This window comes from Streptomyces sp. NPDC098789, from assembly GCF_044759975.1.
Lineage (GTDB): Bacteria > Actinomycetota > Actinomycetes > Streptomycetales > Streptomycetaceae > Streptomyces.
In genome coordinates this window covers 231,187-255,203 of sequence record NZ_JBIWAJ010000012.1, presented here as the reverse complement: position 1 = coordinate 255,203, position 24,017 = coordinate 231,187, and the positions used below count along the sequence as shown (strand labels likewise).

The window sequence follows — 24,017 nt, the reverse complement described above, 5'->3', positions numbered from 1 at the left end:
GGCGGTGCCCCGGTGGTTGCCGGTCCGGCCCTGGTTCGGGGCCGGCACCCGGCCGGTCGTGCGCCGGCTCAGTGGCCGGCGGCTGCGGCGACGTGGTGCTTGCGCAGGGCCAGGGCCGCGGTGACGGCTGCGGCGGCCACGATGAGGGCCCCGGTCAGGAAGGTCCGGGACATGGCGTCCACGAAGGCGCTGTGGGCGGTGGTGAGGAGTTCACGGCCCTGGGCGGCGGGCAGTGCTGCCGCCACGCGCTCCGCGGTGGCCAGGGTCCGCGTGGCGGCCTCGGCAGCCGCGGGAGGGATCTGTGCGGGCAGCTCCGCCAGTACCCGGGAGGCGTAGATCTGAGCACCGATGCTGCCGAGGACAGCCGTGCCCATCGCCCCGCCCAGTTCGTAGGCGGTTTCGCTGATGCCCGCGGCGGCCCCGGCCCGGTCGGGCGGCGCGGCGCTGACGATGACGTCGTTGGTGAGGGTGTTGGCCAGGCCGACGCCGCCGCCCAACAGGGCCCCTCCGCCGAAGGCGAGGGCCGGTACGCCGCTCGCGTCCAACAGGCTCAGCAGCAGGTACCCGGTCGCGGCGAGGGCCAGCCCGAGGCCGATCACCAGGCCCGCCGGGAACCGTCGGGCGAGGGCGGGCACCGTCAGCGATCCGAGGATCGCGCCGACGGCCAGGGGCAGCGCCCACAGTCCGGCCTCAAGGGCCGAGCGGCCCAGGACGATCTGTACGTATTGAGGGAAGAAATAGAGCATTCCGGTCATCGCGAACACGCCGGCGATGTTGGTGAACACCGCGACGCAGAAGGGCAGCGAGCGCAACAGCGTGAGGTCGAGCAGGGGGCGCACCAGCCGCCGCTGCCGCATCCCGAACAGGGCGGCCACCAGGGCCCCCGCCGCCAGCCAGGCCGCGGCCTGCGGGCCCCAGCCCAGCCGTCCCGCCTCCTTGAACCCGAAGACCACGGCGAGGACCGCCGCGATCAGCAGGACCGCGGAGAGCGGATCGAAGGGGCCCGGCCGTGGGTCCCGGGACTCGGGCAGGAGGAACGGACCGACGGCCAGCAGCAGGACCATCACGGGCAGGTTGATCAGGAAGACCGAACCCCACCAGAAGTGCTCCAGCAGCAGCCCGCCCACGACCGGTCCCAGGCCGGCGCCGCCCGCGAAGGCGGCGGCCCAGACCGAGATGGCCCGCCGCCGCTGGGCGGGGTCCTCGAAGATGTTGCGGATCAGGGACAGGGTCGACGGCATCAGGGTGGCGCCGCCGAGTCCCAGCAGGGCGCGCGCCAGGATCAGCGCCTCCGCGTTCCAGGCGAACGCGGCGAGCAGCGAGGCCGCCCCGAACGCCACCGCACCCGTGAGGAGCAAGCGGCGGCGGCCTATCCGGTCCCCCAGGGACCCCATCAGGATCAGCAGGCCCGCCAGGAACACCCCGTACACGTCGATGATCCACAACAGCTGGGCCGAGGTCGGTTCCAGGTCCGCGCTGAGTGCGGGAACCGCCATGGACAGCACGGTCAGGTCGATGCTCATCAGCAGCACCGGAACGGTCAGCGCGACCAGGGCCCACCACTGACGGGGCCCGGCCCGCTGGACGCGGCCAGGTGCCGATGCCGATGTGGGCGTGGGTGTGGGTGCTGCGGACCCTACGGAATGCACTCTCAGTCGCCCCCTTGTGCGGCTTGCCGATGGAGCGACCGTAGAGTTGGCTAGGTGGCCAAGTCAAGTGACCAAGTCATTTGACTCGGCCGGCTGACTTGGTCACTTGACTCGGCCATACGGCCAAACTCTTGCTACGCTTCGCGGCATGACGACGGCACCGACCGGCAAGACGACGAAGAAGCACCTCAGCGCGGACGTGCGGCGAGAACTCCTGGTCGCAGCCGCGCTGCGGGTGATGAAGCGCGACGGGATCGCCGCGGCGTCCACCCGCGCGATCTGCGCCGAGGCGGAGATGCCCCACGGCGCGTTCCACTACTGCTTCCGCTCCAAGCAGGAGCTCTACGCGGCCCTGCTGGCCACGGACATCAACATCGACCTGGACGCCGCCTGGGGCGCCGTCACCCCGGACGCCGATCCCGCCTCCACGCTGCGGGCCCTGCTGCGCACCTACTGGGCCGCCGTGGAGGCCGACCCGGAGGCGCAGCTCGTCCTCCGGGAGCTGATCAACCTGGCGTTGCGCGAGCCCGAGCTGCACGACCTGCCGGCCTGGGAGCACCGGGCGTACCGGGACAAGACCGTGACCTACCTCGAACGGCTCGCGCAGGAGGCCGACCTGGAGTTCACCATCGCCACCGAGGCACTCGCGCAGATGCTCATCGAGGCCTTCGGCGGCGTCATCTCCGCCTGGCTCGCGCACCGCGACAATGCGAGCGCCCGGGCCGGCCTGGACCACTTCGCCGACCTGTTCGCGACCCTCACCCGCCCCCGCCGGCAGGGATGACGGGGGGCACGCAGACGGAGTGGCGCCCTCTCGCGCGGGCTGGACACGGTGACGGCCTTCGGCCGTTCGGTGTGCACGTCGATCCACACCGAACGACCGAAGGCCGTCACCCGTTCAAGGGAGGATTCAAGGGAGGGTTCAAGGGAGGAGGAGCGGGGGCGGAGGTGCCCGTCAGTCCGGCCGCGGGCCGATGACCCGGGTGCCCTCCTCAACCGTGATGGCCTGGGCGGGGCACATGTCGGCCGCGTCCAGGACGCCTTCCCCGGGCGGGACCCCGTCCGCGCGGGGGCGCGCCCGCTCCTCGTCCAGCACGAACACCGCGGGGGCCGTGCCCGCGCAGATGCCCGAGCCCTGGCACAGCTGCCGGTCGACCCGGACCGTCCACGTCACGTCGGCGCTCACCAGGCCACCGGCATGACACGCGGACCGCGCACCAGCATCTCGGTCTTCCAGGTGATGTCGCCCGCGAGCCGAAGTCCGGGGAAACGCTGGAGGAGTGCGTTCATGGCCTCCTGGAGTTCCATCCGGGCCAGCGGGGCTCCGAGGCAGTGGTGGACACCGTGGCCGAAACCCAGGTGCTGGCCCGCGGGACGCGCGATGTCCAGGACCCCGGGCGCCGTGAAGCGCAGCGCGTCGCGGTTGGCGGCGCCCGTCGCGACCACGACCGGCTCCCCGGCGGCGACCAGGGTGCCGCCGACCTCGATGTCCTCGGTGGCGTACCGGGCCTGGCTCGCTCCGCTGCCCAGCGGGACGAAGCGCAGCAGTTCCTCCACGGCGTTCGCGATGAGGGCCGGGTTCGCCCGCAGCAGCGCGAGCTGGTCCGGGTGATCGAGGAGGGTGAGGACGAAGTTGGGAATCTGCGAGGCCGTCGTCTCGTGGCCGGCCACGAGGACGGCCACGCACAGGTCGATGAGTTCCCGTTCGGAGAGGCGGTCGTCGTCGGCCTCGCGGGCGTCGATGAGGGCCGTCATCAGATCGTCCTGCGGGCTGCGGCGGTGCGCGTCGATGAGATCCGCCATGTAGGCGCGCAGTTCTTCGAGGTTGGCGTGGAACTCCTTCGCGGTCAGCGAGCTCGTCGACAGGGCCGCGTCGCTCCACACCCTGAACCGCGGCCGGTCCTCCACCGGAACGCCGAGCAGGTGGCAGATGACGGCGACCGGGACCGGAAGCGCGTACCGGTCGACGAGGTCGGCGGGCGGCCCGGCCGCCTCCAGTTCGTCGAGCAGCCCGGCGGTGAGCGCGCGTACCCGTGGCCTGAGCTTCTCGACCTGCCGGACGGTGAACGCCTTGGCGACCAGGGACCGCAGCCGGGTGTGGTCGGGCGGGTCCAGGCCCAGGATCCCGGCGTCTACGCGGCCCTCGGACTGGCGGGGCTCGTCGTGTTGGCTCGCCATCGCGCGACTGAACCGTACGTCGCCCAACACGAGCCGGGCGTCGGCGTAGCGGGTCACCAGCCAGGCGGGCTCCCCGTACGGCATCCGTACGCGTAACAGTCCGGGCCGCTCGCGCACCCGCTCGTACTCCTCGGCCAGCCCGAGCCCCTCGGCGGTGTTGAAGGGGTAGGCGAAGGGGGTGGTCTCGACACTCGTCACGTTGACCTCCTTGATGTAAGCAGCTGCTTACACGCTAGGACCGGCCACCCGGCCGGTCAACGACGCTTTACAGCCGTTATCCTGACGGGCCTTCCGAGAGGACCAGGTGAGTGAACGAACCCCTTCGGCCACGACCAACGGAACGACCGACGGAACGACCGACGGAACGACCGACGGAACGACAAGAGCGACCGCGCAACGCCGCGGCCACTCGCCTCAGGCTGCTCGAAGCGGCCGCCGACCTCTTCGCGGAGCGGGGCTACGAGCGCACCACGGTCCGGGCGATCGCCGAGCGCTCGGGGGCCAACCAAGCGCTCCTCTTCCGCTACTTCGGGTCCAAGGAGGGGCTGCTCACCGAGGTCGTCGCCCGTGGCAGCCTGGAACAGCTGCGCGCCACCCCTCCGGAGGAGCTGTTCGAGACCGCCCTGCGCTCGATGTTGACCCGCAGCGCTCCGGGGGCCGACCGCTCCCTGGAGGTGTACCTGAGGTCCGTCGGTCGGGGGGACGAGGCCAGCGCGACCCTGCGGGAGCTGGGCGGGGAGTACCAGAAGGTGCTGGCCGGCCTGGCCCCGTCCGAAGACGGCGCCCTGCGCGCCGATCTGGCGATGGCCTGGCTCCTGGGAATCGGCCTCATGCGGACGGTCGCCGCGAGCGAGCCCCTCGCCGGAGCGGACCCGGACACGGTCTGCCGACTCGTGCTGGACACCCTCGCGCCGTTCTGGACCACACCGGAGGAGGGAGGGTCCGGGGAGAACGACCGGTGACCTGCCGCGGCGGACGCACCGCCGGCACGGCGCCCTCGCGCCGTGGGCCGTCACCCTGAGATCCGGCGCAGCGCCCAGCACGCATCGTGCGTACCGCCGCGCCGTTGGCCGCCGCGCGGCCCGGCCACGCCCGATGCGGCGGATCCGGTACCAGCGGCGGCTACGGGCGGTGTGGCGGCGTCAGCCGGCCGGGGTGCCGCTCGGGGCGGGGACGGTGGTGTCCGGGCCGGAGCCCGCGGCCTTCGAGATCGTGCCGGCGGGGGTGAGGGTGAAGGTGCGGCCGTCGATCGTGATGCTCGTGTTCTTCCCGTACGCCTGAAGGTTGTTCATGATGTGGCCGTGGCCGGCGATGTCGGCGCGGGCGGTACGCGCGGAGGGGTCGACGTCGACGCTGGCGGTCCAGCCGCCGCCGAGGTGGATGACGCCCTTGGACTGCCAGCCGCCGACGGCCGGGGGCTGAACGCCGTTGTGGATGGCCTGCTCGCTGCCACCCGCCTTGTCGCTGGCGGGAAGGAACCGAACGACCGCGACCACGAACCGGATCAGGACGAAGGTTCCCCGAGAACGGGTGACGGTCAAGTCGAAGCCGGTGAAGCCGAGGTCTTCGTACTCCCTGGTCACCGACGGCTTGAAAGCCCGCCCACCAACCCGGCCGGGTGCGGGCCGGGGTGCGGGCCGGGGTCGGTGGGAGGGGCCCCGACCGGCCGGGGGGGGTGGCCGATCGGGGCGGGCGCCCGGGCCAGCCGGGGGGGTGGCCGGCCGCGGGCGTTCGAGGGTGGGGGCGGGCGGGTGGTCGCCTCACGGCGGAAAGCGCTGCGCGGCTTCAGCCGAACGATCTTCCACGCAGGCGGATGGTTGGGCCCGGGGACATCAGCCCTACCCGCCCCCACAGATAGATGAACGGTCAACCAGGACGGATTGTTCCCGGCTGCATCCGCTGCCGCCCGGATACTGCCCTTGAGGTGCGGGAGTGGACCAGGAGCGCCGGAGAGAGCGAGGCGAGGGGCGGGGGTGCGGGCCACTCGGGATGGCCCCCTCCACTCCGCCTCTCGCTCCCACCCCAGCATGAGCGCCACCCGCCGGTGCGGCCCGACCGGCGCCGCCCACGAGACCCCGCCGTCCCTCGAACGGACGGACGCCGGCACCAGGGGCGCCGGCGGGCGGGCGCTACGAGGTGGGCGTGGGGTTCGTCGCTGGGCCGAGCCGGTGCAGGGCCACTCGTTCTTCGGCGGCGGTGCGGGGCACCCATGCCATCAGGATCCCCATCGCGCTCTCCCAGCCGACATCACCGTGCAGAGCAGCAACGGCCTCAGGGAGCTCGCCCGAGCTGGTGTCGGCGGCAGGGGTTGGCGCTGGTTCTGCGTTCATGGGGCCTCGGTCCTCGCGGGGACGGAACATCACGGTTCGCCGAACCCAGGGGCGCCGTGGGCGCCGCGCCGGCCGGGCTCAGGCGGACCACGCCGTGGTTGCCTCGGATGGGTCGATCCCGTGCGCCGCCGCCACATCGGGAGTGCACCGGAACAAGGTGAGCGCGCCAGTCACCTCCAGCAACCGGTGCAGCTGATCGGGTACGGGGCCGGCCAGGATCAGCTGGTGGCGGGTGCGGGCCGCCAGCAGGGCGTTGAGGAAGGAGCTGTCGGCGAAGGCGGTGCCGCTGACGTCCAGGATGGTGCGGTACGTCGCGAACGCGGCCAGGGCGTCGTTGATGACGTGGATGGTCTCCATGTCGAACTGGCCGGACATCCGGATCACGACCGTGCGATCGGGTTCGCTGACGCACTCGATGTCCGCGACGGGAACGCCCGGGCACGGCGGCGTAGCCGGACGCGGGGGGCCGATCGAAACGTGATGGGGGTATCGGGCGCGCTGCTGCACGGCTGCCGTCCTTCTCGGTCGGAGCCCTCCCCTTCCGCGAAACGGGAAGAAAGTGCGCGACCACTACGGCGGTCACACGATTGAGGAGGTCCGGACCAAAAGCGCCACCAAAAAGATGACGCGACAGCACGGGTGTCACCAACGGCTGCCTCGAACCTACCCCCGAAACCGCCGCACACGCCGATCGCCACCACGAAGCCTCAGCCGTGGGCGACGGGGCGCGGCATGAGCGGGTGCCTCGACGAGCCCACTCGACGGCCCTCAAGCAGCTGCGGAGTAGCTCCTGGTGAGGGGCCGTCAGGCCGTGAGGGCGGGCTTGAGGATGTCCGGGCCCGGCCGGTCCGGGAGGGGTCGAGGAGGAGGGTGGCAGCGGCTCGCGCGACGTCCCGGGTGGCGACGGTCGGCAGGGGGCGGTCCGTCGAAGACCGCGCTCGACGCGACGCGACGCGCCGCGGCCGGCCTCGAACCTGTCGGCGATCTTCAGTCTCGTCGAGACCGGCAGCATCGTCCTCTTCGCCCCGTCTCGGTGGCCCAGCGCTACCCGCGTCCCGAGATCGCCTACCGTCCGGTCACCGACGTTCCCGACTCCGTCCTGGCCGTCGCCTGGCCGCAGGACGCGCGCTCCCCCGCCGTAGCCGCCTTCGTGCGCGCGGCCTGCAGGGTCGCAGCGGCACGGGACGCCCTAGCGGAGCAGCCCGCACCGGCCTCGACCCACGACCGTCACGGAGACACGCGCTAGCGGACCACCACGGCCCGTCGGGTGGACGGGCCGTGGTGGGCGCCGGGCCTCAGCCCAGCTGGTCGTAGTCGAACTGGCGGTCGTAGAGCGGCGCCCAGACCTCGGGCCAGGGAGTGGTGGTGCTCCCGCACGCGCCCAGGACCACGGGAGAGCGCCGGCCGGTGTCGCGAATGCACTGGCCGGTGCTCGCCTCGACGAGCTCCCAGCGGTTCGGATAGGCCTCCGTACCGCGGTAGTTCCAGGTGAAGGCGGCGCAGCCCCAGCCGTTGCTCAGGACCAGCGGGGTGCCGGGCGCGGTGCCGCCCTGGGTGCCCAGGCAGTAGGTTCCGAAGGCGCCGACGGTGAAGGTGCCGCCGCCCGCGCGTTGGAAGGTGAAACGCTGGTGGAGCGCGTTCTTGCAGTCGAAGGTCTGGATGACCGCGCCCTCCTGGGGCGCCCCGCCGCCGCGGATGTCCAGGCACTTCCAGCTGACGGCGGCCCGTAGCTCGTAGATCGCCGCGTTGTGGAAGTTCGTCGTGTAGGTGATTCCGGGGTTCTCCGCCGCCTGCGCCGGAGACGTCGGCAGTAGCAGGGCCAGCAGCGCCATCAGGGCGGCCGCGAGGGCGTGCCGGCCGGTGCGGTTCGACTGTCGGGTCACGCGTTCTCTCCTGTTCCGAGTACGTCCTTGACCCGACGAAGCTAACGAGACCGGCCGGACGCCCGGTACCCGCCCATTCAGGGGGGCGGCTCCGGGCGAGGCCGCGCGGCACGCCCGCCCGAGCGGCGCGACCCCTTCGGCGCGCGGACCATGAGCCCGGAACCGGGGCCCGGCTCGGGTGCGGCTCACGCGGCCGGGGGGTGACCTGATATGAGTTCATCATGAATGCCGAAGCTCTTGACCCGATGGCACGCCTGCTCGCGGAACGGGCTTGTGAGCGGCTGGTCATCGAGTTCGTCCACCGACTCGACCTCGGGGACCCGGGGTCGGTGGCGGATCTGTTCACGCGGGCCGGCACGTGGGAATGGCCCGCCGGGGACCGCCGCATCGCGGGGCACGAGGCCCTGCGCAGCTACTTCGGCGACCGGCCCGCAGACCGGCTGTCGCGCCGCGTGTGCACCAACATCCTGGTCACCGTGACCTCCGCGGAAACCGCCCGCGCCACCACCTACTTCACCACGTACCGTGTCGACGGCTACCGAGAGGGCCTCGTACCGCCGCGGCCGCCGGTCCAAGTGGGGCACTACGAAGACACGTTCCGCAAGGTGGACGACACCTGGCTGCTCACCACGCGGACCCTCTTCCTCTCCTTCGCCGGTCCCACGGAACGCCTGGCCGGGCCCGGCCGGTCATGACCTCGACGACGGACAGCCTTTGTGCGGCAGATCGGAAGAAGATCGGGAGCCGTCCGGATGCCGTCGGAATGCGAACGGCCAGCGGTGTCACAGGCCGAAGGCGCCGCCTTCGATGAGGATGAGCAGTCCGATGGTGACGAGGACCAGCGGCAGCAGGACGTGGCCCCAGCGGGCCAGGGCCTTGGCGACGACAGGGCGGGTGGCGAAGAACCGGCCGGCGAAGCACCACACCACGACGAGGACCAGGAACACCGCGGCGTACACGGTCATCCCCGTGACGCCGGCGGTGGCGAACACCGGAACGTAGACGCCGATGTTGTCGCCGCCGTTGGCGAAGGTGACCGCGGCGACCTCCAGCGGGCTGGGGCCGCCCTCCTTCGCCTGCTCCTCTCCCGCATCCTCGTCGCCGCCACGGTGGGCCTTCCACGCCTGCCAGGCGGCTTTGAGGCCGAGCGCGAGAGGCAAGAGGCCGAGGTAGGGGATGGCCGACGCGGGGAGGAAGGTGGCGCCGAACGCGGCGGCCACGGCCACGGCGAGGATCGCCGCGAAGCCCAGGTACTGCCCGAGGACGATGCGCCGGACGGATCCCGGGCGGTCGGCTCCCTGGGCGAAGAACAGTGCCAGGATCAGGATGTCGTCGATGTTCGTGACGGCGAACAGCCCAGCGGCCTGCCCGATGATGCCCAGGTCCACGTGTGGTTCCTCTCCTTCGGTACGGGTGACCCGCTGAAGCTACCTGGGAGTCCCGGCCGTCGATCACCAACGGTTCGGGCCGGGGCCGGTCCCCCGCCGCGTGGGTGTCCCGCTGATCCGCTCGGCCTCCGCCGCGCCTCCGGGCTCGGGGGCGGGTGACCGCGGCGTCATGGTGGGCCGGCCCCGTGCTGCGACCAGAACGGGGACAAGGAGGACTCCATGAACGGCTCGGGACTCACGGTGAGATCGCCTGCGAAGGGCCGGTCGAGGACCAGGACCAGGAGCAGGCTGAAGCCGATCAGTCCGGCGACGCTCGCCACGAAGAGGAATTGCATCTTCAGGCTGCGCAGGCCGTAGAGGGAGGTCAGCAGGATGATGACCAGCGCACCCCCGTGGACCAGGACCTGGAGCAGGACCGGCAGCTCCATCGTGGCGATGTTGGTCCGCTCCCGCCGCATGGCGGTCGCGTCGTTGAGCCGCGTGACGGCTTCCTCGTAGAAGGCCTCGTCGCGCGCCGTCTTCGGATCGTAGGCCTGCAGTGCGTCGTACATCCCTCCGACCTGCTGGGAAGTGGCCTCGAAACTCAGCCGGCCGGCTCGCATCTCCGGCCACTGCACCTCGACCACGGCGTGTACGTAGTCGCTCACCGCCCTGTCGATCCGCGCCCGTGCCACGGGCGGGAAGGACCGGGTGTCGCGGACGACCAGGGAGATGTCGGTGGCTTCCTGCGCGACCACGGTCCGGGTGTGGTCCAGCTGGGTCCACAGGGTGACGACGACGAAGGCGAGGATGATCCCGTAGATCGCGCCGAACATGCCCAGTACGACGCCGACCATTTCGTTGTGCTCGCCCTCGGCCAGGCGGGGAGAGCGGCGGCGGGCGAGCGCGCTGCCCGCCACGGCGACGAGCACGATCCCACCGACCGTGAGCAGCGTCAGCGCGCACGTGCTCAGGTGGTTGAGCAGCCACAGCGCCACGAGCGGCCTCCTGGAGACGAGTTGCGGAACGGCCCGCCCTCGGGCGGGCACGAGCCCTGGCCGTGCTTCCCGTTCATCGTGGACGCGGTCCGGTGATCGGGCCACTCGGGAGCTCCCATCACGCCTCGCCACGTTCGCCGTTCATCGTCGCCGCGGCCTGATGGCGGGAGCCGTACGGCTGTTGACGGCCTCGCTCCCGCCCTTCTCCTGTCCGCGAGCGTGGAACGGAGCGCCGAGCCCGCCAGGTTCACCCGAACGCGCCGTGCCCGCGAGTGGCCGTCCGGCCGGACGGGCCGGACATCGCCGGGGCACGCCACCACCCAGGACAGTCGATCGTCAGGTCGGTCGAATCCTCCCGGTTGCGCATGCTTGCAAGCCAGTTGATGCTGGCGGAGGCCGACGAAGAACGTAGCCGCGGCCCGTGTTTGCTCGGGGAATCCGACCTGTCGGCAACGAACCGACGCCATGAGGAGTCATCAATGACGCTCCTTCAACCCACCCTTGCCGTACCCCCGGTGCCGTCCCGGAACTGGAGCATCCCCGCCGAGGGCCATGCTCGCCGGGTACGCGCCCTCCGGCGGGAAGTGCATCGCATAGCCGACGAGGTGATCGACGCCGGGACATTCCACTTCGGACCGCAGACCGCGCGCCTGGAGCAGCGGATCGCCGCGCACTGGGGCGGGGCGGCCGTGGCCACCACCTCCTGCACGCAGGCGTTGACGCTCGCCCTGCGCGTGGCCGGGGTGCGGCCGGGGGACGAAGTCGTGCTGCCTGCCGCCACGTTCGCCGCCACGGCGTTCGCGGTCTGCGAGACCGGTGCCGTACCCGTGATCGTGGACGTGGCCGAACCGTCGCTCACCCTGTGCCCACAGGCGCTGCGCGCTGCCATCACCCCTCGGACCCGGGCCGTGATCGCCGTCCATCTGCACGGCCACATGGCCGACATGCCCGAGATCCTGGCCGTCGGCCGGGAACACGGCCTGGCCGTCGTGGAGGACTGCGCCCAGGCCGCCGGTGCGGCGCTCGACGGTCGAGCGGCCGGCACCTGGGGCGACTTCGGCTGTTTCTCGTTCTGGGTCGGCAAGTGCGTCGGCGGCCTCGCCGACGGCGGCGCCGTCGTCACCGACTCCGCCGAGCGCGCCGCCCGGTTGCGCCGGCTCACCGACATGGGACGCGAACGGGGGCAGCGGCACGTCCACCGTGACCGGGGCGCCCGGGCCCGGCTCGGGGAGCTCGACGCCGGCCTGATCGCCCTGGAGCTGGAGCGCCAACCCGCCTGGCTGGCCCGCCGCTCCGCCATCGCCTCGCACTACTCCGAGGCCTTCGCCGACCTGCCCGTGGGGCCGCCACAGGTGCTGCCCGGGCACCGGCACGCCTACTACAAGTTCGCGGTGGACTGCCCGGACCCGGTCGGGCTCGGCGCCTTTCTGGCGGGTCGCGGCATCGAGACCGAGCAGGTGTACCCCTATCTGCTCCCGGACCAGCCCGCCTTCCGGCACATCGAGTACCGCAGCAGGGTCACCAGCCGGTCGGCGGGCGCCGGTCGCCGCCTGTGCCTGCCGGCCTATGCGGAACTCAGTGACGCCGAGGTGGAGGAAGTCGCGCTGGCGGTAGGGGACTTCGCGACGGGAGCGAAGGGGAGGAAGGCGCGATGACCACGAACGCCAGGGAAGAAAGCTCCGCGGTGACGCGGACGACCGTGCCGCGGGACGCCAGCAGGGCCCGCCGCGAGGCCGCCCGGCTCACGGCTCAGGACGTCCGCGGTGTCGCGCTGACCTTCGTCGACAACAGCGGCATCACCCGGGTCAAGGCAGTGCCCGCCGGTCGCCTCGGGCAGGCCGCAGAGCGGGGCGTCGGGATGTCCCCCGTCTTCGACGTGTTCCTGCTGGACGACTCGATCACCACCAGCGCGCACATCGGCGGACCCGACGGAGACCTCCGGCTCTTCCCCGACCTGGACCGGCTGACCGTGCTGGCCGCACAACCGGGCTGGGCCTGGGCCCCGGCGGACCGGTACGACCAGCAGGGCGGGCCGCACCCCGCCTGCCAGCGCCGGTTCACCCGCCGGATGACGGAGCGGGCGGCAGCGGCGGGCCTGGAGCTGCGGATGGGGTTCGAGACGGAGTGGGTGGCGCTGCGCGACGGTCAACCGGCCGGCCCGGAGCCGGCGTACGCGACCCGGGGACCCGCCTACGGGATGAGCCGGCTGGTCGACCTGTCGGGATATCTGGCCGAGCTGCTCGCGGCCTTCGCCGCACAGGACGTGGAGGTGCTGCAGCTCCATCCGGAGTACGCGCCCGGCCAGTTCGAGGTGTCCGTCGCCCCGAGCGACCCGATCGGCGCCGCCGATCTGTCCGTGCTGGTGCGCGAGACCGTTCGCGGGGTCTCCCGGCGGGGCGGGCTCACTCCCGTCTTCGCCCCGGTGGTCGCGGCCGGCGGGGTCGGAAACGGCGGCCACCTCCACCTCAGTCTGTGGGAGCGGGGCCGGAACCTGTGCCAGGGCGGTGACGCCTGCGCCGGGATGACCGGGCAGAGCTCCGCCTTCCTGGCCGGCGTACTGCGCGAGCTGCCCGCGCTGATGGCCGTCGGAGCACCATCGGTGGCCAGCTACCTCCGGCTGCAGCCGGGCCGCTGGGCCGGGGCGTTCCAGTGTTGGGGGGTGGAGAACCGGGAGGCGGCGCTGCGCTTCATCCCCGGTCCGCCGAACGAGCCCCACGGTGCGAACGCCGAGCTCAAGTGCTTCGACCAGGCGGCCAATCCCTATCTGGTGACCGGCGCGGTGATCGCCGCCGGGCTGGCCGGGATCCGCGCCGGTCTGGAGCTGCCGGCCCCGGTGTCGGGCGATCCCGCGCTCGGCGACGGTCAGCCGCGGCTGCCGCAGTCGCTCCAGGAGTCCGTGAAGCACTTCCAGGACTCGGCCGTGCTCCGCGAGGCCATGGGCGACCCGTTGTTCGAGGCGATCGCGGCCGTTCGCCGGGCGGAGGTCGAACTCTTCGAGGACGCCGACCCGGACGCCGTCGTGGCTGCCGTCCGCGACCGCTACTGATCGGCCGGCGGCACCCCGGCGTCCCGGTACCCCGGCACCCCGGAAAGCCCCCACCCACCGCTCCGTCCCTCGCTCCCCCACTCCACTGTTCCGCTGTTCCGCTGTTCCGCTCAAGGAGGACATCTCATGTGCAGACTCTTCGCCCTGACCACCTGCGGCCCGCGCGTCCAGGCGTCCCACTGGCTGCTCGACTCGCTGTCCAGCTTCCGCGAGCAGAGCCGGAAGCAGCCGGACGGGACCGGGTTCGGCTGGTTCTCGCTCGGTGACGAACCCGTCCGGGACCGTTCCCCGATCGGCGCTTTCGAGAACGAGGACTTCTCCGACGCCGCCGACCACATCGTGTCGCACACCCTCGTCAGCCATGTCCGCTACGGCACGACCGGCGAGGTGGACGTACACAACTGCCACCCGTTCGACATCCAAGACCGGCTGTTCGCACACAACGGGTGCATCCGCGGTGTGGACACCATCAACTCCTGGCTGACGGACGTGGACCGCGCACAGGTCGAGGGCACGACCGACTCCGAGACGGCGTTCGCCTTCATCGCCGCGGAGATCCGGCGGCTGGGCGACACCACCGAGGGCATCATCTCGGCGGTACGGCGGATGGGAGCCGAGATTCCGGTCTTCTCGCTCAACCTCGTGGTCGCCGAGCCGCGCCGCCTGTGGGCGCTGCGCTACCCGGACAACTGCGAGCTCTGGGTGCTGGGCCCCGACGGCGGGGGCTTCGGCAGCCGCCGACGGGGCGCCCGCCCGCTCTACCACCGCGCGGATGACAGCTGGGTCGCCGACGGGGAAGAGGAGGTCCCCGCGTGGGTCGTCGCGAGCGAGCGGCTGGACGCCGACCCCGACTGGCGCCTGCTCGATCCCGGGGAACTGCTGATCATCGCCGATGGCAAGGCCGTCTCCCAGTACCCCTTCGACCCGCCCGCCCACCACCTCACCCTGGACGACCTGCGAGGTGTCGAGGTCGACGCCGACTTCAGCGACGAGGACCTCTGACAGGCGCGGCGGCGGCCTGGTACAGGCCGCCGCCGCCCGCTGACCACCGGAAGGACCGTCCCGTGCCACGACACCGCACCGCCGAGCAGGACTTCGACTTCCACGGCCCCGCGCTGGACACCGTCTTCGACACCTACAGGGAGCTGCGCGAACAGTGCCCCGTAGGACGCAGTGACCGGCACGGGGGGTTCTGGTTCCTCACACGGGCCAAGGACATCTTCGCCGCCGAGCACGACCCGCTGACCTTCTCCGTCGCACCGTCGATGCTGCTCCCCGCGTTCGGCACCGACGTGCCGCTGATCCCGGTCGACATCGATCCGCCGGATCACGCCGGCTACCGCAGGATCCTCCTGCCCCTGTTCACGCCGAAGGCGGTCGCGCGCCTGGACGAGGACATGCGCCGAAGCGCACGGCACCTTGCGGCGAAGGTCGCCGAGCAGGAGGTGGCGGACGTCTCGCGCGAGTTCGCCAGGCCGCTGTCGACGACCGTCTTCAGCCGTCTGGCCGGGTTCCCCGAGCAGGACTGGCCCCTGTTCGACCGATGGATCGACGACATCGTCTACTCGCGCTCGGCCGACCCGCGGCGCGCCCGCGCCGCGGGTCACGAAGTGATGGAGTACTTCGACGCGTTGCTCGGCTCCCGTCGTGACGCGCCGGGCGGGGACGATCTGATCCATCACCTCTCGGTCGCCGAGATCGACGGCCGCAAGCTGACGCACGACGAGCTGCTGTCCCTCTGCTACCTGCTGTTCCTCGCCGGCCTGGACACCACGGCCTGGGCCGTTCGGTCCAGCCTGTGGTACCTCGCGCAGCACCCGGAGGCCCAGGCCCGGCTGCGGGAGCACCCCGATGAGACACCGGCGGCGGCGGAGGAGTTCCTGCGCACCTTGTCTCCCGTACAGGCGATGGCGCGCACCTGCCTGCGGGACACCGAGGTGGCCGGCCGGAAGATCAAAGCCGGTGACCGGGTCGCGCTCGTCTTCGGCGCCGGCAACCGTGACCCGGAGGCCTACGACGACCCCGACGACATCGTCCTGGACCGCCGGGACAACCGGCACCTCGCCTTCGGCGTCGGCATCCACCGGTGCGCCGCTTCCAACCTCGGGCGGCGGGAACTGGTCGTCGCCCTGCAGGAGTTCCTCGCCGCCGTGCCGGAATTCTCCCGCACCGACCCGGCCGAGCCCTGGCACGGTCTGGGGCCGCTCACCCTTCGGATCGGACGGTGAGCGCGATCTACCGGATCCGGATCGACTCCCGGCGCTGCCAGGGGCACGCGCGCTGTCTCGCCTTCCTCCCGGACACCGTCGACTTCGACGACGAGGGCTACGCCTACGTCCCCGAGGAGAAGAGCTGCCGTGCCGAGATGACCGACGCTCTCCGGCAGGCGGCGGCGAACTGCCCCGAGCGGGCCTTCCAGGTGGTGGCGGAGGAGTGAGAAGCCGGGTTCCGAAACCGCCGGCAGCGGTACCGGAAGGTACGGGGGTACCCCGAGATACGGGGTACCCCCGGGGCGGGTTATTCGATCACGAGTTCCACGGGGATGTTGCCGCGGGTTGCCTTCGAGTAGGGGCAGACCTCGTGGGCCTGCTTGACGAGCAGGGCGCCCGTCTCGCCCGCCAGGGCCTCCGGCAGCTCGATGCGCAGGGTCACGGCGAGGGCGAAGCCCGTGGCGTCCTGGCCGATGGAGGTCTCCGCGGTGACCGACACGTCACTGGTGTCGACCTTGGCCTGGCGGCCGACCAGGCCGAGCGCGCTGGCGAAGCAGGCGGCGTAACCGGCGGCGAAGAGCTGCTCGGGGTTGGTGCCCTGACCGTTCCCGCCCAGCGCCGGAGGCATGGCGAGCGCCAGGTCGATCTGGCCGTCGGAGCTGACGGCGCGGCCTTCGCGGCCGTTGGCGGTGGCGACAGCGGTGTACAGCGCGTCCATCGGGGTTCCTCTCGGAGGGGTGAACCGTTGCGGCCGGGGTCCGGTCGCTCCACCAATGAAGCACACAGTTCGATTGAGCGCAACTAAGCTGTGCACAACTCAATCGCTGACAACCATCTCGGGGTACACTGGGTCCCATGACCGAGCAGCAGCAGCGCGACCCCCTCCCCGACCAGGACTTCCTCCGCCTGGACGGGCAGATCTGCTTCGCGCTCAACGCCGCGAGCCGCGCCTTCGGCGGGCTGTACCGGATCGTCCTCAAGGACCTGGGCCTGACCTACCCGCAGTACCTGGTGATGCTGGTGCTCTGGGAGCGCGGCGAGATGCCGGTGAAACAGCTCGGGCAGCACCTGCGCCTCGACTCGGGCACCCTGTCCCCGCTGCTCAAGCGCCTCGAAGCGGCCGGCCTGATCCGCCGCGAGCGCAGCACCGAGGACGAGCGCTCGGTGCACGCCGTCCTCACCGCGGAGGGCGCCGCACTGCGGGCCCGCGCGGTGGAGGTGCCCCGCCGGATCGCACGGGCGACGGGATTCGAGCTGGAGGAGATCCGTGATCTCCAGACGCGGCTCAGCCGCCTCACGGAAGCCCTCGACACCGCCACCGCCGACGAGAGCGCCAAGGACGGCGGCGACGCCCACGAGCGGTGAACCCGGAGGCGGTCCGATGGGCCGGGTGACGGCGAAGACCTTGGTCGGGCGCCGGGCCAACGCGGCATGACCTGGATGATCGGGCCATCCCGCGTCAGGACGGGCCTCCCGCTAGCGCTCCACGCGGGCACGCAGCGCCTGGACGAACCAGTCGAACACCGGGGCCAGGCTCTCGGGCACCGGCCAGCCGTTGATCACGGCCAGCAGCTGCCAGTACCGCTCCGCACGGGGATCGTTGGCGGTCTCCAGACGAGTCAGCAGCCAACGCCGCGTGTCGGGATCGTCGGGTCGGCCGAAGACGTGCGCGTAGCGGGCCGTGAGCGCCGTGATCACAGGGGTGGCTCGGGGCGAGGCCGGACCGACACCGGCTGCCAGCGCCTGGCCGACCTGGTCGCGGACGGCGTCCGTGAGCTCCTGGTGCAGGCCCGTGGTGTCGCCTTGGGCGCGTTCGGCCGCCTGGTACTCGGCCATGCGGCGCACCGACGCGCGGAAGTCCGGGTCCTGGGCGAGTTCGGCCAGTTCGACCCAGGCGTCGACCTGTTCCGGCGCGGGGTCGTCGGGCAGCTCGGGCATGGCCGAGCGCATCATGGCCACCAGACCGGGGTTCGCGTCGAGACCACCGAACGTGTCGTCGATGAAATTCCTGATGAGGCGCCGGCGTTCGTCATCGGAGAGCTTGGCGAGCTTGTGCATCAGGTCCATCTCCTCAGGGGTGGAGCCGCGCTTGGCCACCGCTCGCAGCACCGCACGCCGCAGTCGCAGGGTGCGGATCTGCACCTCCAGTGCCTCGGCGTGTGCCGCGGCGACCTCGGGCAGCGAGATCTCCCGGTCCAGGACCTGCTGGATCGCGGCAAGGTCGAGTCCCAGGTCTCGCAGCGTCCGCACGAGGTCCAGGCGTGCGAGGGCGTCGATGTCGTACAGGCGGTAGCCAGCCGGGCTGCGGTCGGTCGGCGGCACGATCCCCGAGTCGGAGTAGAACCGAACGGTCTTGACCGTCAGCCCGGTCCGCCGGGCCAGATCACCGATCGAGTAAAGCGCGTCGCCGTCCATAGCCACACCCTCGCGTCTCCCCCTACGGGAGACTCAACCCCCGCCTCCTTCGCCGGGCACATGATCTCCGACGACCCCCGGTGGATCAACGGGTTCGCCGTCGGGCCCAACACCCGGCGGGCGCTCTGGGATCCCGCTCATTGCGCCGGCAGCTCGGCGATGACCGTGAAGCCTCCGCCTGGGTAGCCCGTGAGGTCGGTGCCGGGGGGCAGCGGCCGGGCCTCCCCGTCGACCGTGACCGCCACGCCGAGACCTCCCGTGGCGAAGGCGTCCAGCAAGCGTGGGAGTTGGGCCAGGCCCGGTGCCGGCTCCATCGGTGTCGCGTCGTCGTGCTGGCGCATGGGGCCGACGGTGGCCTTCATCTCGCGCAGCGCCTCCCCCGTGGTGACGGTGAGCTGGTCCACGAGCTGCTGCGCCTGCGCGGGGTTGCCGTGCAGCACGCGGGCGGCCGTCTTGGCTTGGGCATTGGCGAGGGCCAGGTGGTGCGCGACGACGTCGTGCGGCTCACGGGGTGGTGGAGCCGGCTGAGGCTGCCGGCAGGAGGAGCCAGGCAGCGGGGGCCGCGGTCTTGAGGACCAGGGGTTCACTCGCCGGCCCGCCCGCCAGGGCCGCGGTGATCACCGCGGCGCCGCTCAGGCCCACGCAGAGGTACGCGGTGCGGGGCGGGAGGCGCTGGGCGATCGTGCAGCAGGCGGCCAGGAGCGGGGCCAGCAGCAGGATCGTGGGCAGGTAGCCGAGGATGCCGACCGCGGCCCCGCACCCGGTGGTGATCGCCAGCACGGTGCGGGGGAGGTCACGCCGCCACAGCGCCGAGCAGGTCGCGCCTATGCCCTGCGCCCGCTCCCCCTGGTGGCACGAGCGCGTCGGTGGCGGACAGCGGGGTCAGACAGGCGGCGAGCGGGGACACGATCGGCACACCCAGCCGGATCGGCGGACCGCTGAAGGCCGCCGCCGGGATTCGTGCCCTTGGGCGCATCTGATGCGGTGCGGGGTGTGGACCCCGAGCCAGGACGCTTCCAGCAGGGTGGCTCCTGCCGCTGCGAGACGCTCTCGGAAGGCTGCCCCCGCGGCCTCCCGACAGCGTCGGGCGCAGATACGGCAGATTCCCTGTCCCTGTTGGAGGTTGGCCGGCCGCGGGGCGACCACGTGCCCGGCGGGACAGCGGATCGTGTGCGGGGCGCCGTTGCCCAGCCAGGTGTCTTCGAGGAGCTGCGCGCCGGCTTCCGCGAGGCGCTCTCGAAAGGCTCTCTCCGCACGTAACGAGTGCGCGGGGCGAAGAGGTTGCACGTGCTCTCCCAGATCCTGGAGCCTCACCGTACGGGCGTCGACGGCCACCAGGAGTTCTACCCCGGATCGACCTTGAAACGGGCAGGAGGGAAAGCGGTCGAGGCCGGGACGCGCTGGCGGGACGAGCGGCGGCTGAGGCCGCTCGGGCCACGGTTCGGCTCTACGAGGCGGTACCGGTCCACCAGTCCGGCTGGTCGGCAGGCGTCCAGGTCACGGGCATGGGTGTGGGCATGCCGAAGATCTCCTCGATCCGGCGGCACGCCGCGGTCTGGGCGGATTCGGGGGAGCTGTCGGCCGGTTGCTCGGCCAAGGCACCGTCCACGAAGCCGTCGGGCTCGGTGAAGTAGACCGCGTATCGCCATTGGAGCGGGGGGCGGGGGGTGCGGAACAACACCACTATCGTGGGCCGGCCGAGGTGGTCCCTCCAGTTCCGCCGGGGCCCGGACGTCACGCCCCTCCCCCGCGCCCGACGAGCTTGATGCGCACCTGGCAGTCGTGGTCCGCGCGGTCGGTGCCCACTGGCAGGGCGTGGCACGTCGCTGCCCATGCCGCCCGGGCCAAGGACGCGACCGCGACTCCGTCTCGGGGCCAGGCCTGTTCGGTCATGCGCCGATCATGGCACGGACGATCGACGCCTCCTCCGCGAGCCCGACGGGTCTCGTCGACCGTCAGCCCCGGAACCGCTCCAGGGCCTCCACGATCAGTGCGTGATCGTCGAGCTGCGGGAGCCCCGACACCGTCACGGACCCGATGACGCCCGCGCCCTCGACGGCGATCGGGAACGAGCCGCCGTGCGCGGCGTATTCGGCGGGATCGAGCCGTGCGTCGGTGTCGAAGTTCCGGCCGCGCGAACGGAACCGGGTACCGGTCAACAGCGAGGAGACGCCGAATCGCTCCACGGTACGGCGCTTGCGGTCGGCCCAGGCGTCGTTGTCGGCGCTGGCCCCGGGCAGCGCGCAGTGGAACATCTGCTGCGCGCCGCGCCGGATGTCGATCACCACGGGCGCCGACCTGTCACGGGCCAGCGATACGAGGAGGTTGCCGAGCGCCCAGGCGTCGTCATGGGTGAAGCGGGGCAGGACGAGGCGCGCCTCCTGCGCCTCCAGGGCGGCCACGTCGGCGGCGCCGGCGGGAAGGACGACCGGCGCGGCCGGGGTGGGCGCGGGCAGGGGTACGGGGGTCTCCTGGGCAGTCATGCGCCTACTTTGGCAACAGCGTTGCCAAAGTGCAAGCGGCCCGGGCGCCCGGTCCGTTCAACTGCCCCACCACCGGGCACAGGTCGTACGCGGTGGTCAGGGCGTGTCGCCGGAGTAGTGCAAGCGGCACACCACCCCCGGGCCACCCGCCGGACGCGGCTCGCCGGGGCGCGGGTCGTAGAACGCGCGGCCGCCGGGCCACCGCGACAGCTCGGTGGGCAGGGCGATGCCGTCGTCGATCTCCTCCGGCCGCCAGCCCGTGATGTCGAGCAGCAGTCCGTCCAGGGGCCCGCCGACGAGGACCGCGTACCTCGCGTGCGGCAGCGGGCCGGGGTCGGGGTCGTCGTGGTCACGGCCGTACACCCGGCCTCGCATCAGCTGCTCGTCATCAGCGTTCATACGAACAGCCTTCCAGCCACCACTGACAGCGCTCGCCCGATACCCGGCGACCCCGCGCTGCTCACCCCGGCCCGGCCCGTGGAGGGGTCAGTGACCGGTGCCGGCCTTGACCGCTCGCGTGGCGAAGTAGCCGGAGAGCCAGCCGGCGGTGGCGTCCGAGTGGTGCGGCGCCTCCGCGAAGCCGGTGATGGCGAAGCCGGCCGCGGTCTGGCCGCCGAGCTGCTCGGTGAGCGTGTGGCTGTACTCCACCGGCGCGTCGAGGCCCCACAGCCGTTCCCGCTCGGCGGGCTCCAGGTGGGTGAGGTCGCTGTAGGGCAGGCGGTGGCGCACCACCAGCTCGCCGCGCGCCTCCAGGGGTTCGGCGTCGAAGAGGTAGACGTCCGGGTTGAGGAAGCCGGACAACAGCGTTCCGCCCGGGCGCAGCACGCGGTGGCACTCGCGCCAGACCGGCGCCGGTTCCGGCATGAACAGGTTGGAGACCGGGTGGAAGACCAGGTCGAACGAGGCGTCCGGGAACGCGCTCAGGTCGCGCGCGTCACCGAGCACGGTGCGCAGGTCGAGCCCTTCACGCTCCGCGACCATCTCGTCCTGCGCCAGCTGGCGGGGCGAGTTGTCGAAAACGGTCACCCGCGCGCCCGCCGCGGCCAGCACCGGACCCTGCTGCCCGCCGCCGGAGGCGAGGCAGAGCACATCGCGACCGGATATGTCCGGCGGGAACCAGGTCGGGTCGACCGGCTCGTGCCCGATCAGGACCACGGACCACTGGCCGCCCCTCGCCTTCGCGATCACCTCGGGGCCGACCGGGCGCGACCACTCGTTGCCCTCCTCAGCCTCACGGTCCCAGGCGAGGCGGTTGTGCGCGACGGGGTCGACAGGGTCAACGGGGTCAACAGGAGTCTGGCTCATGCGCCACACCCTAGTTGCCGCACCGCGCGAGTTCCGTCGATGGCTATCGGGCGGCATCTTTCGCGTTCGAGCCGGCCGGCGACGACGGCGTGGTCGTGGGCGGCCGGCACGCCGGCCGGAGGCTCCGCCGAGCTGCACGGCAGGGTCGCCGGGCAGTGGCCGCTGCCGCCGCGGTGGCCGGTTCCGCAGTGGCGGGGGCCGGGGAGGCTGCCTAGCGTGGGCAGGGCGTTGCCCCTGCCCCGCCGCTCCCCCGCGAAAGGCCTGCCATGCCCGACAAGCCCGCCATCGTCCTGGTCCACGGATTCTGGGGCGGCGCCGCCCACTGGGCCAAGGTCATCACCGAACTCCACCGCCGCGGCTACGAGGACCTCCACGCCGTGGAGAACCCGCTGACCTCGCTCGCCGACGACGCCGAGCGCACCCGCAAGATGGTCCGCCAGATCAAGGGCCCGGTGGTGCTGGTGGGCCATTCGTACGGCGGCGCGGTCATCACCGAGGCCGGGACCCTGCCGAACGTGGCCGGGCTGGTCTACATCGCGGCCTTCGCGCCCGACGCGGGCGAGAGCCCGGGCGGGATCAGCCAGGAGCTCCCGCCCGAGGCGTTCCCGAACCTCGCGCCGGACTCGGACGGCTACCTGTGGATCGTCCAGGACAAGTTCCGCGAGAGCTTCGCGCAGGACCTGTCGCAGGAGGAGGCGCGGATCATGGCCGTCACCCAGAAGGCCCCGCTGGCCTCCACCTTCGGCGACGAGGTCACCGATCCGGCGTGGCGGACCAAGCCCTGCTGGTACCAGGTGTCCAGCCAGGACCGCATGATCCACCCGGACAACGAACGCAAGATGGCCGCCCGGATGGATCCCCGCAAGACGGTCGAGCTGGACGCCTCCCACGCCTCCCTGGCCTCCCAGCCGGGCCCGGTGACGGACCTGATCGAAGCCGCCGCCAACGACCTCGGCGGCCGGTAGCCCGCGGGCGCGGCCACGGCCTCGGCGGTCCCCGGCCACCAGGACCCGACCGTCAGCTCGGGACGGGCCAGGAGCGACGGCATCCGCGTTCGCCGATGATCGCAGTGGCGAACCGGACGAGGCCGCCGCCCGTACTACTGGATGCTCCAGCGGTGCGGATGGTCGGGGTCGGTGGCGCAGGAGAAGACGTTCAGCTCGCCGGATCGGCCCACGATGACTTTCGTCGGGGTGGCGGAGCGATGGGCGGGCAGGCCGCGATCCTCCAGCGGCTTCCAGCTGTCGCTACCGCCGTCCCATTCCGAGCTGTCGATGGTCAGCAGGAGGTGCATCGGCGTCCGGCAGATCTGACAGTCCATGGGATACGGGTCGGTGGCGTGCCAGGAGGCGAAGCCGCCGACGCGCCAGCCGGGTGGGATGGACAGGTCGTACTGGTAGCCGACCGGATCGGCCGCGATCTCGTCGGACGCCCGCTCGGCCGCCTCGGCCTCCTCGGCCTGGGCCTCGTCCCAGACGTCGAGCCGGTCGCACAGCCCCTCGGGCAGGAGGCCGGCGAACGGGTAGCTGACCACCCGCTCCGGGTACAGCACACACGGCTCGGGCACGAACCCGGCGGACCCGACGACCAACGGCTGCGGGGGAACGGCCAACACGTCCCCCACCTCCCACGACCGCCGCCAGCGCAGAAGCAGGTTCAGGTCGTAGCGACCCGGGCCGTGCGCGTCGAAGGGGCACCAGAACACCTGGAGCAGGTCGCAGTCCGCCGGTCCCTCCGGCAAGTCCGGGACATCTCGCCGGTACAGCTGCGCCAGGCCGGTCATCGGCAGTCGATCCGTTTGCGCCGCCTCGGGAAGCCGGTGCTCCACCTCCAGCTCGGTCAAGAGCGCGCGTTCCGCGTCCGTCGGGCCCCGGCTCTGTTCCCGAGCCCAGGCGGCGGCCAGGATCCGCCGCTGGTCGTGGATGTCGGCCGGGCGCCGACCCCGCCCGCGGCCGTGGGCCTCACCGCACATCGGCCACTGCTCCCCCACCGGCCACAGCATCGGACCGCCCACCGAGCTGGCGGACAGCTGCGGGCTGCCCGGCCGCGGGTGGAGCCTCGTCGTCGTGCCTCGGTGGGCCGCCAGTTCCGGGAAGAGCGCCTCGACATCGAGCGGGCGCGGCGGCGTGGTCCTCGTCATGGCACGCGAGCTT

General features: G+C 72.1%; 28 protein-coding genes. 10 read left to right on the top strand and 18 right to left on the bottom strand.

Annotated elements, in window-relative coordinates:
- Window positions 1–68: 68 nt before the first annotated feature.
- Window positions 69–1,523 carry an MFS transporter gene (locus ACIQWR_RS24510; protein WP_404013230.1) on the bottom strand — a complete coding sequence of 485 codons (1,455 nt, stop codon included), beginning with the start codon at window positions 1,521–1,523 and terminating at the stop codon, window positions 69–71.
- 274 nt (window positions 1,524–1,797) lie between these two features.
- Here ACIQWR_RS24510 and ACIQWR_RS24505 point away from each other — a divergent pair, with 274 nt between their 5' ends.
- Window positions 1,798–2,433, top strand: a complete 636-nt coding sequence (locus ACIQWR_RS24505; protein WP_404013227.1) for a TetR/AcrR family transcriptional regulator — start codon at window positions 1,798–1,800, stop codon at window positions 2,431–2,433.
- 171 nt (window positions 2,434–2,604) lie between these two features.
- Here ACIQWR_RS24505 and ACIQWR_RS24500 read toward each other — a convergent pair whose 3' ends face one another.
- Window positions 2,605–2,835, bottom strand: a complete 231-nt coding sequence (locus ACIQWR_RS24500; RefSeq protein ID WP_404013224.1) for a ferredoxin — start codon at window positions 2,833–2,835, stop codon at window positions 2,605–2,607.
- On the bottom strand, window positions 2,832–4,025 hold the full coding sequence (locus tag ACIQWR_RS24495) for a cytochrome P450 (protein WP_404013221.1): 1,194 nt from the start codon (window positions 4,023–4,025) through the stop codon (window positions 2,832–2,834). Before ACIQWR_RS24495 ends, ACIQWR_RS24500 begins: the two co-directional genes overlap by 4 nt.
- Before the next feature lie 110 nt (window positions 4,026–4,135).
- Between ACIQWR_RS24495 and ACIQWR_RS24490 the strand changes: the two genes are divergently transcribed.
- Entirely contained in the window at window positions 4,136–4,789 is a 654-nt protein-coding gene (locus tag ACIQWR_RS24490) for a TetR/AcrR family transcriptional regulator (RefSeq protein WP_404013219.1), read from the top strand.
- Between the two features lie 180 nt (window positions 4,790–4,969).
- Here the strand turns inward: ACIQWR_RS24490 and ACIQWR_RS24485 are convergent, their stop codons facing one another.
- From ACIQWR_RS24485 to ACIQWR_RS24470, 4 genes are all read right to left on the bottom strand, one after another.
- On the bottom strand, window positions 4,970–5,410 hold the full coding sequence (locus tag ACIQWR_RS24485) for a hypothetical protein (protein WP_404013216.1): 441 nt from the start codon (window positions 5,408–5,410) through the stop codon (window positions 4,970–4,972).
- A 546-nt stretch (window positions 5,411–5,956) separates the two neighbouring features.
- Window positions 5,957–6,157: a hypothetical protein gene (locus ACIQWR_RS24480; protein ID WP_404013213.1), complete on the bottom strand. Its 201-nt coding sequence runs from the start codon at window positions 6,155–6,157 to the stop codon at window positions 5,957–5,959.
- A gap of 78 nt (window positions 6,158–6,235) precedes the next feature.
- Window positions 6,236–6,664 carry an STAS domain-containing protein gene (locus ACIQWR_RS24475; protein ID WP_404013211.1) on the bottom strand — a complete coding sequence of 143 codons (429 nt, stop codon included), beginning with the start codon at window positions 6,662–6,664 and terminating at the stop codon, window positions 6,236–6,238.
- A gap of 788 nt (window positions 6,665–7,452) precedes the next feature.
- On the bottom strand, window positions 7,453–8,040 hold the full coding sequence (locus ACIQWR_RS24470; RefSeq protein ID WP_404013208.1) for an RICIN domain-containing protein: 588 nt from the start codon (window positions 8,038–8,040) through the stop codon (window positions 7,453–7,455).
- A 221-nt stretch (window positions 8,041–8,261) separates the two neighbouring features.
- On the opposite strand from ACIQWR_RS24470, the gene ACIQWR_RS24465 reads away from it, so the two are divergent.
- Window positions 8,262–8,735: a nuclear transport factor 2 family protein gene (locus tag ACIQWR_RS24465; RefSeq protein WP_404013205.1), complete on the top strand. Its 474-nt coding sequence runs from the start codon at window positions 8,262–8,264 to the stop codon at window positions 8,733–8,735.
- A gap of 87 nt (window positions 8,736–8,822) precedes the next feature.
- Here the strand turns inward: ACIQWR_RS24465 and ACIQWR_RS24460 are convergent, their stop codons facing one another.
- Together ACIQWR_RS24460 and ACIQWR_RS24455 are read right to left on the bottom strand one after the other, a co-directional pair.
- On the bottom strand, window positions 8,823–9,428 hold the full coding sequence (locus tag ACIQWR_RS24460; RefSeq protein ID WP_404013203.1) for a cadmium resistance transporter: 606 nt from the start codon (window positions 9,426–9,428) through the stop codon (window positions 8,823–8,825).
- 167 nt (window positions 9,429–9,595) lie between these two features.
- Window positions 9,596–10,405 (bottom strand): hypothetical protein, encoded by an 810-nt coding sequence (locus ACIQWR_RS24455; RefSeq protein ID WP_404013201.1) that lies wholly within the window; start codon window positions 10,403–10,405, stop codon window positions 9,596–9,598.
- A 479-nt stretch (window positions 10,406–10,884) separates the two neighbouring features.
- Between ACIQWR_RS24455 and ACIQWR_RS24450 the strand changes: the two genes are divergently transcribed.
- From ACIQWR_RS24450 to ACIQWR_RS24430, 5 genes are all read left to right on the top strand, one after another.
- Window positions 10,885–12,060: a DegT/DnrJ/EryC1/StrS family aminotransferase gene (locus ACIQWR_RS24450; protein ID WP_404013198.1), complete on the top strand. Its 1,176-nt coding sequence runs from the start codon at window positions 10,885–10,887 to the stop codon at window positions 12,058–12,060.
- Window positions 12,057–13,451 (top strand): glutamine synthetase, encoded by a 1,395-nt coding sequence (locus ACIQWR_RS24445; protein WP_404013196.1) that lies wholly within the window; start codon window positions 12,057–12,059, stop codon window positions 13,449–13,451. Before ACIQWR_RS24450 ends, ACIQWR_RS24445 begins: the two co-directional genes overlap by 4 nt.
- Before the next feature lie 126 nt (window positions 13,452–13,577).
- Entirely contained in the window at window positions 13,578–14,453 is an 876-nt protein-coding gene (locus ACIQWR_RS24440) for a class II glutamine amidotransferase (protein ID WP_404013193.1), read from the top strand.
- A 62-nt stretch (window positions 14,454–14,515) separates the two neighbouring features.
- The gene (locus ACIQWR_RS24435; RefSeq protein ID WP_404013191.1) at window positions 14,516–15,679 is read left to right on the top strand and encodes a cytochrome P450; all 1,164 of its coding nucleotides are present in this window, start codon (window positions 14,516–14,518) and stop codon (window positions 15,677–15,679) included.
- Window positions 15,676–15,888: a ferredoxin gene (locus ACIQWR_RS24430; protein WP_404013188.1), complete on the top strand. Its 213-nt coding sequence runs from the start codon at window positions 15,676–15,678 to the stop codon at window positions 15,886–15,888. The genes ACIQWR_RS24435 and ACIQWR_RS24430 overlap by 4 nt, the downstream gene beginning before the upstream one ends.
- A gap of 80 nt (window positions 15,889–15,968) precedes the next feature.
- Here ACIQWR_RS24430 and ACIQWR_RS24425 read toward each other — a convergent pair whose 3' ends face one another.
- Entirely contained in the window at window positions 15,969–16,379 is a 411-nt protein-coding gene (locus ACIQWR_RS24425) for an organic hydroperoxide resistance protein (protein ID WP_399266477.1), read from the bottom strand.
- A 137-nt stretch (window positions 16,380–16,516) separates the two neighbouring features.
- Here ACIQWR_RS24425 and ACIQWR_RS24420 point away from each other — a divergent pair, with 137 nt between their 5' ends.
- The gene (locus ACIQWR_RS24420; protein ID WP_404013186.1) at window positions 16,517–17,026 is read left to right on the top strand and encodes a MarR family winged helix-turn-helix transcriptional regulator; all 510 of its coding nucleotides are present in this window, start codon (window positions 16,517–16,519) and stop codon (window positions 17,024–17,026) included.
- A gap of 111 nt (window positions 17,027–17,137) precedes the next feature.
- On the opposite strand, the gene ACIQWR_RS24415 is transcribed toward ACIQWR_RS24420, so the two are convergent.
- The 7 genes from ACIQWR_RS24415 to ACIQWR_RS24385 form a co-directional block, all read right to left on the bottom strand.
- Window positions 17,138–18,076: a MerR family transcriptional regulator gene (locus ACIQWR_RS24415; RefSeq protein WP_404013183.1), complete on the bottom strand. Its 939-nt coding sequence runs from the start codon at window positions 18,074–18,076 to the stop codon at window positions 17,138–17,140.
- Between the two features lie 137 nt (window positions 18,077–18,213).
- A complete protein-coding gene (locus tag ACIQWR_RS24410) occupies window positions 18,214–18,663 on the bottom strand; it encodes a histidine kinase (protein ID WP_404013180.1) in 450 nt (149 codons plus the stop codon).
- Window positions 18,581–18,856, bottom strand: coding sequence for a hypothetical protein (locus tag ACIQWR_RS24405; RefSeq protein ID WP_404013177.1), 276 nt, complete (start codon window positions 18,854–18,856; stop codon window positions 18,581–18,583). Before ACIQWR_RS24405 ends, ACIQWR_RS24410 begins: the two co-directional genes overlap by 83 nt.
- Before the next feature lie 667 nt (window positions 18,857–19,523).
- On the bottom strand, window positions 19,524–19,754 hold the full coding sequence (locus ACIQWR_RS24400; RefSeq protein ID WP_404013175.1) for a hypothetical protein: 231 nt from the start codon (window positions 19,752–19,754) through the stop codon (window positions 19,524–19,526).
- A gap of 277 nt (window positions 19,755–20,031) precedes the next feature.
- Window positions 20,032–20,559 carry a heme-degrading domain-containing protein gene (locus ACIQWR_RS24395; RefSeq protein WP_404013172.1) on the bottom strand — a complete coding sequence of 176 codons (528 nt, stop codon included), beginning with the start codon at window positions 20,557–20,559 and terminating at the stop codon, window positions 20,032–20,034.
- Between the two features lie 96 nt (window positions 20,560–20,655).
- Window positions 20,656–20,958 carry a hypothetical protein gene (locus ACIQWR_RS24390; RefSeq protein WP_404013169.1) on the bottom strand — a complete coding sequence of 101 codons (303 nt, stop codon included), beginning with the start codon at window positions 20,956–20,958 and terminating at the stop codon, window positions 20,656–20,658.
- Window positions 20,959–21,045: 87 nt separating this feature from the next.
- Window positions 21,046–21,864: a class I SAM-dependent methyltransferase gene (locus ACIQWR_RS24385; RefSeq protein WP_404013166.1), complete on the bottom strand. Its 819-nt coding sequence runs from the start codon at window positions 21,862–21,864 to the stop codon at window positions 21,046–21,048.
- 266 nt (window positions 21,865–22,130) lie between these two features.
- On the opposite strand from ACIQWR_RS24385, the gene ACIQWR_RS24380 reads away from it, so the two are divergent.
- The gene (locus ACIQWR_RS24380) at window positions 22,131–22,829 is read left to right on the top strand and encodes an alpha/beta hydrolase (protein WP_404013163.1); all 699 of its coding nucleotides are present in this window, start codon (window positions 22,131–22,133) and stop codon (window positions 22,827–22,829) included.
- 134 nt (window positions 22,830–22,963) lie between these two features.
- Here the strand turns inward: ACIQWR_RS24380 and ACIQWR_RS24375 are convergent, their stop codons facing one another.
- Complete coding sequence (locus ACIQWR_RS24375) at window positions 22,964–24,004, bottom strand: hypothetical protein (RefSeq protein WP_404013161.1); 1,041 nt, start codon at window positions 24,002–24,004, stop codon at window positions 22,964–22,966.
- Between the last annotated feature and the right edge of the window lie 13 nt (window positions 24,005–24,017).

Excerpts from the sequence above, each read along its gene's own strand:
- ACIQWR_RS24510 (WP_404013230.1), bottom strand. The coding sequence starts at position 1,523 with ATGAGCATCGACCTGACCGTGCTGTCCATGGCGGTTCCCGCACTCAGC.
- ACIQWR_RS24505 (WP_404013227.1), top strand. The coding sequence starts at position 1,798 with ATGACGACGGCACCGACCGGCAAGACGACGAAGAAGCACCTCAGCGCG.
- ACIQWR_RS24480 (WP_404013213.1), bottom strand. The coding sequence starts at position 6,157 with ATGAACGCAGAACCAGCGCCAACCCCTGCCGCCGACACCAGCTCGGGC.
- ACIQWR_RS24465 (WP_404013205.1), top strand. The coding sequence starts at position 8,262 with ATGAATGCCGAAGCTCTTGACCCGATGGCACGCCTGCTCGCGGAACGG.
- ACIQWR_RS24450 (WP_404013198.1), top strand. The coding sequence starts at position 10,885 with ATGACGCTCCTTCAACCCACCCTTGCCGTACCCCCGGTGCCGTCCCGG.
- ACIQWR_RS24445 (WP_404013196.1), top strand. The coding sequence starts at position 12,057 with ATGACCACGAACGCCAGGGAAGAAAGCTCCGCGGTGACGCGGACGACC.
- ACIQWR_RS24440 (WP_404013193.1), top strand. The coding sequence starts at position 13,578 with ATGTGCAGACTCTTCGCCCTGACCACCTGCGGCCCGCGCGTCCAGGCG.
- ACIQWR_RS24425 (WP_399266477.1), bottom strand. The coding sequence starts at position 16,379 with ATGGACGCGCTGTACACCGCTGTCGCCACCGCCAACGGCCGCGAAGGC.
- ACIQWR_RS24420 (WP_404013186.1), top strand. The coding sequence starts at position 16,517 with ATGACCGAGCAGCAGCAGCGCGACCCCCTCCCCGACCAGGACTTCCTC.
- ACIQWR_RS24415 (WP_404013183.1), bottom strand. The coding sequence starts at position 18,076 with ATGGACGGCGACGCGCTTTACTCGATCGGTGATCTGGCCCGGCGGACC.
- ACIQWR_RS24395 (WP_404013172.1), bottom strand. The coding sequence starts at position 20,559 with ATGACTGCCCAGGAGACCCCCGTACCCCTGCCCGCGCCCACCCCGGCC.
- ACIQWR_RS24390 (WP_404013169.1), bottom strand. The coding sequence starts at position 20,958 with ATGAACGCTGATGACGAGCAGCTGATGCGAGGCCGGGTGTACGGCCGT.
- ACIQWR_RS24385 (WP_404013166.1), bottom strand. The coding sequence starts at position 21,864 with ATGAGCCAGACTCCTGTTGACCCCGTTGACCCTGTCGACCCCGTCGCG.
- ACIQWR_RS24380 (WP_404013163.1), top strand. The coding sequence starts at position 22,131 with ATGCCCGACAAGCCCGCCATCGTCCTGGTCCACGGATTCTGGGGCGGC.
- ACIQWR_RS24375 (WP_404013161.1), bottom strand. The coding sequence starts at position 24,004 with ATGACGAGGACCACGCCGCCGCGCCCGCTCGATGTCGAGGCGCTCTTC.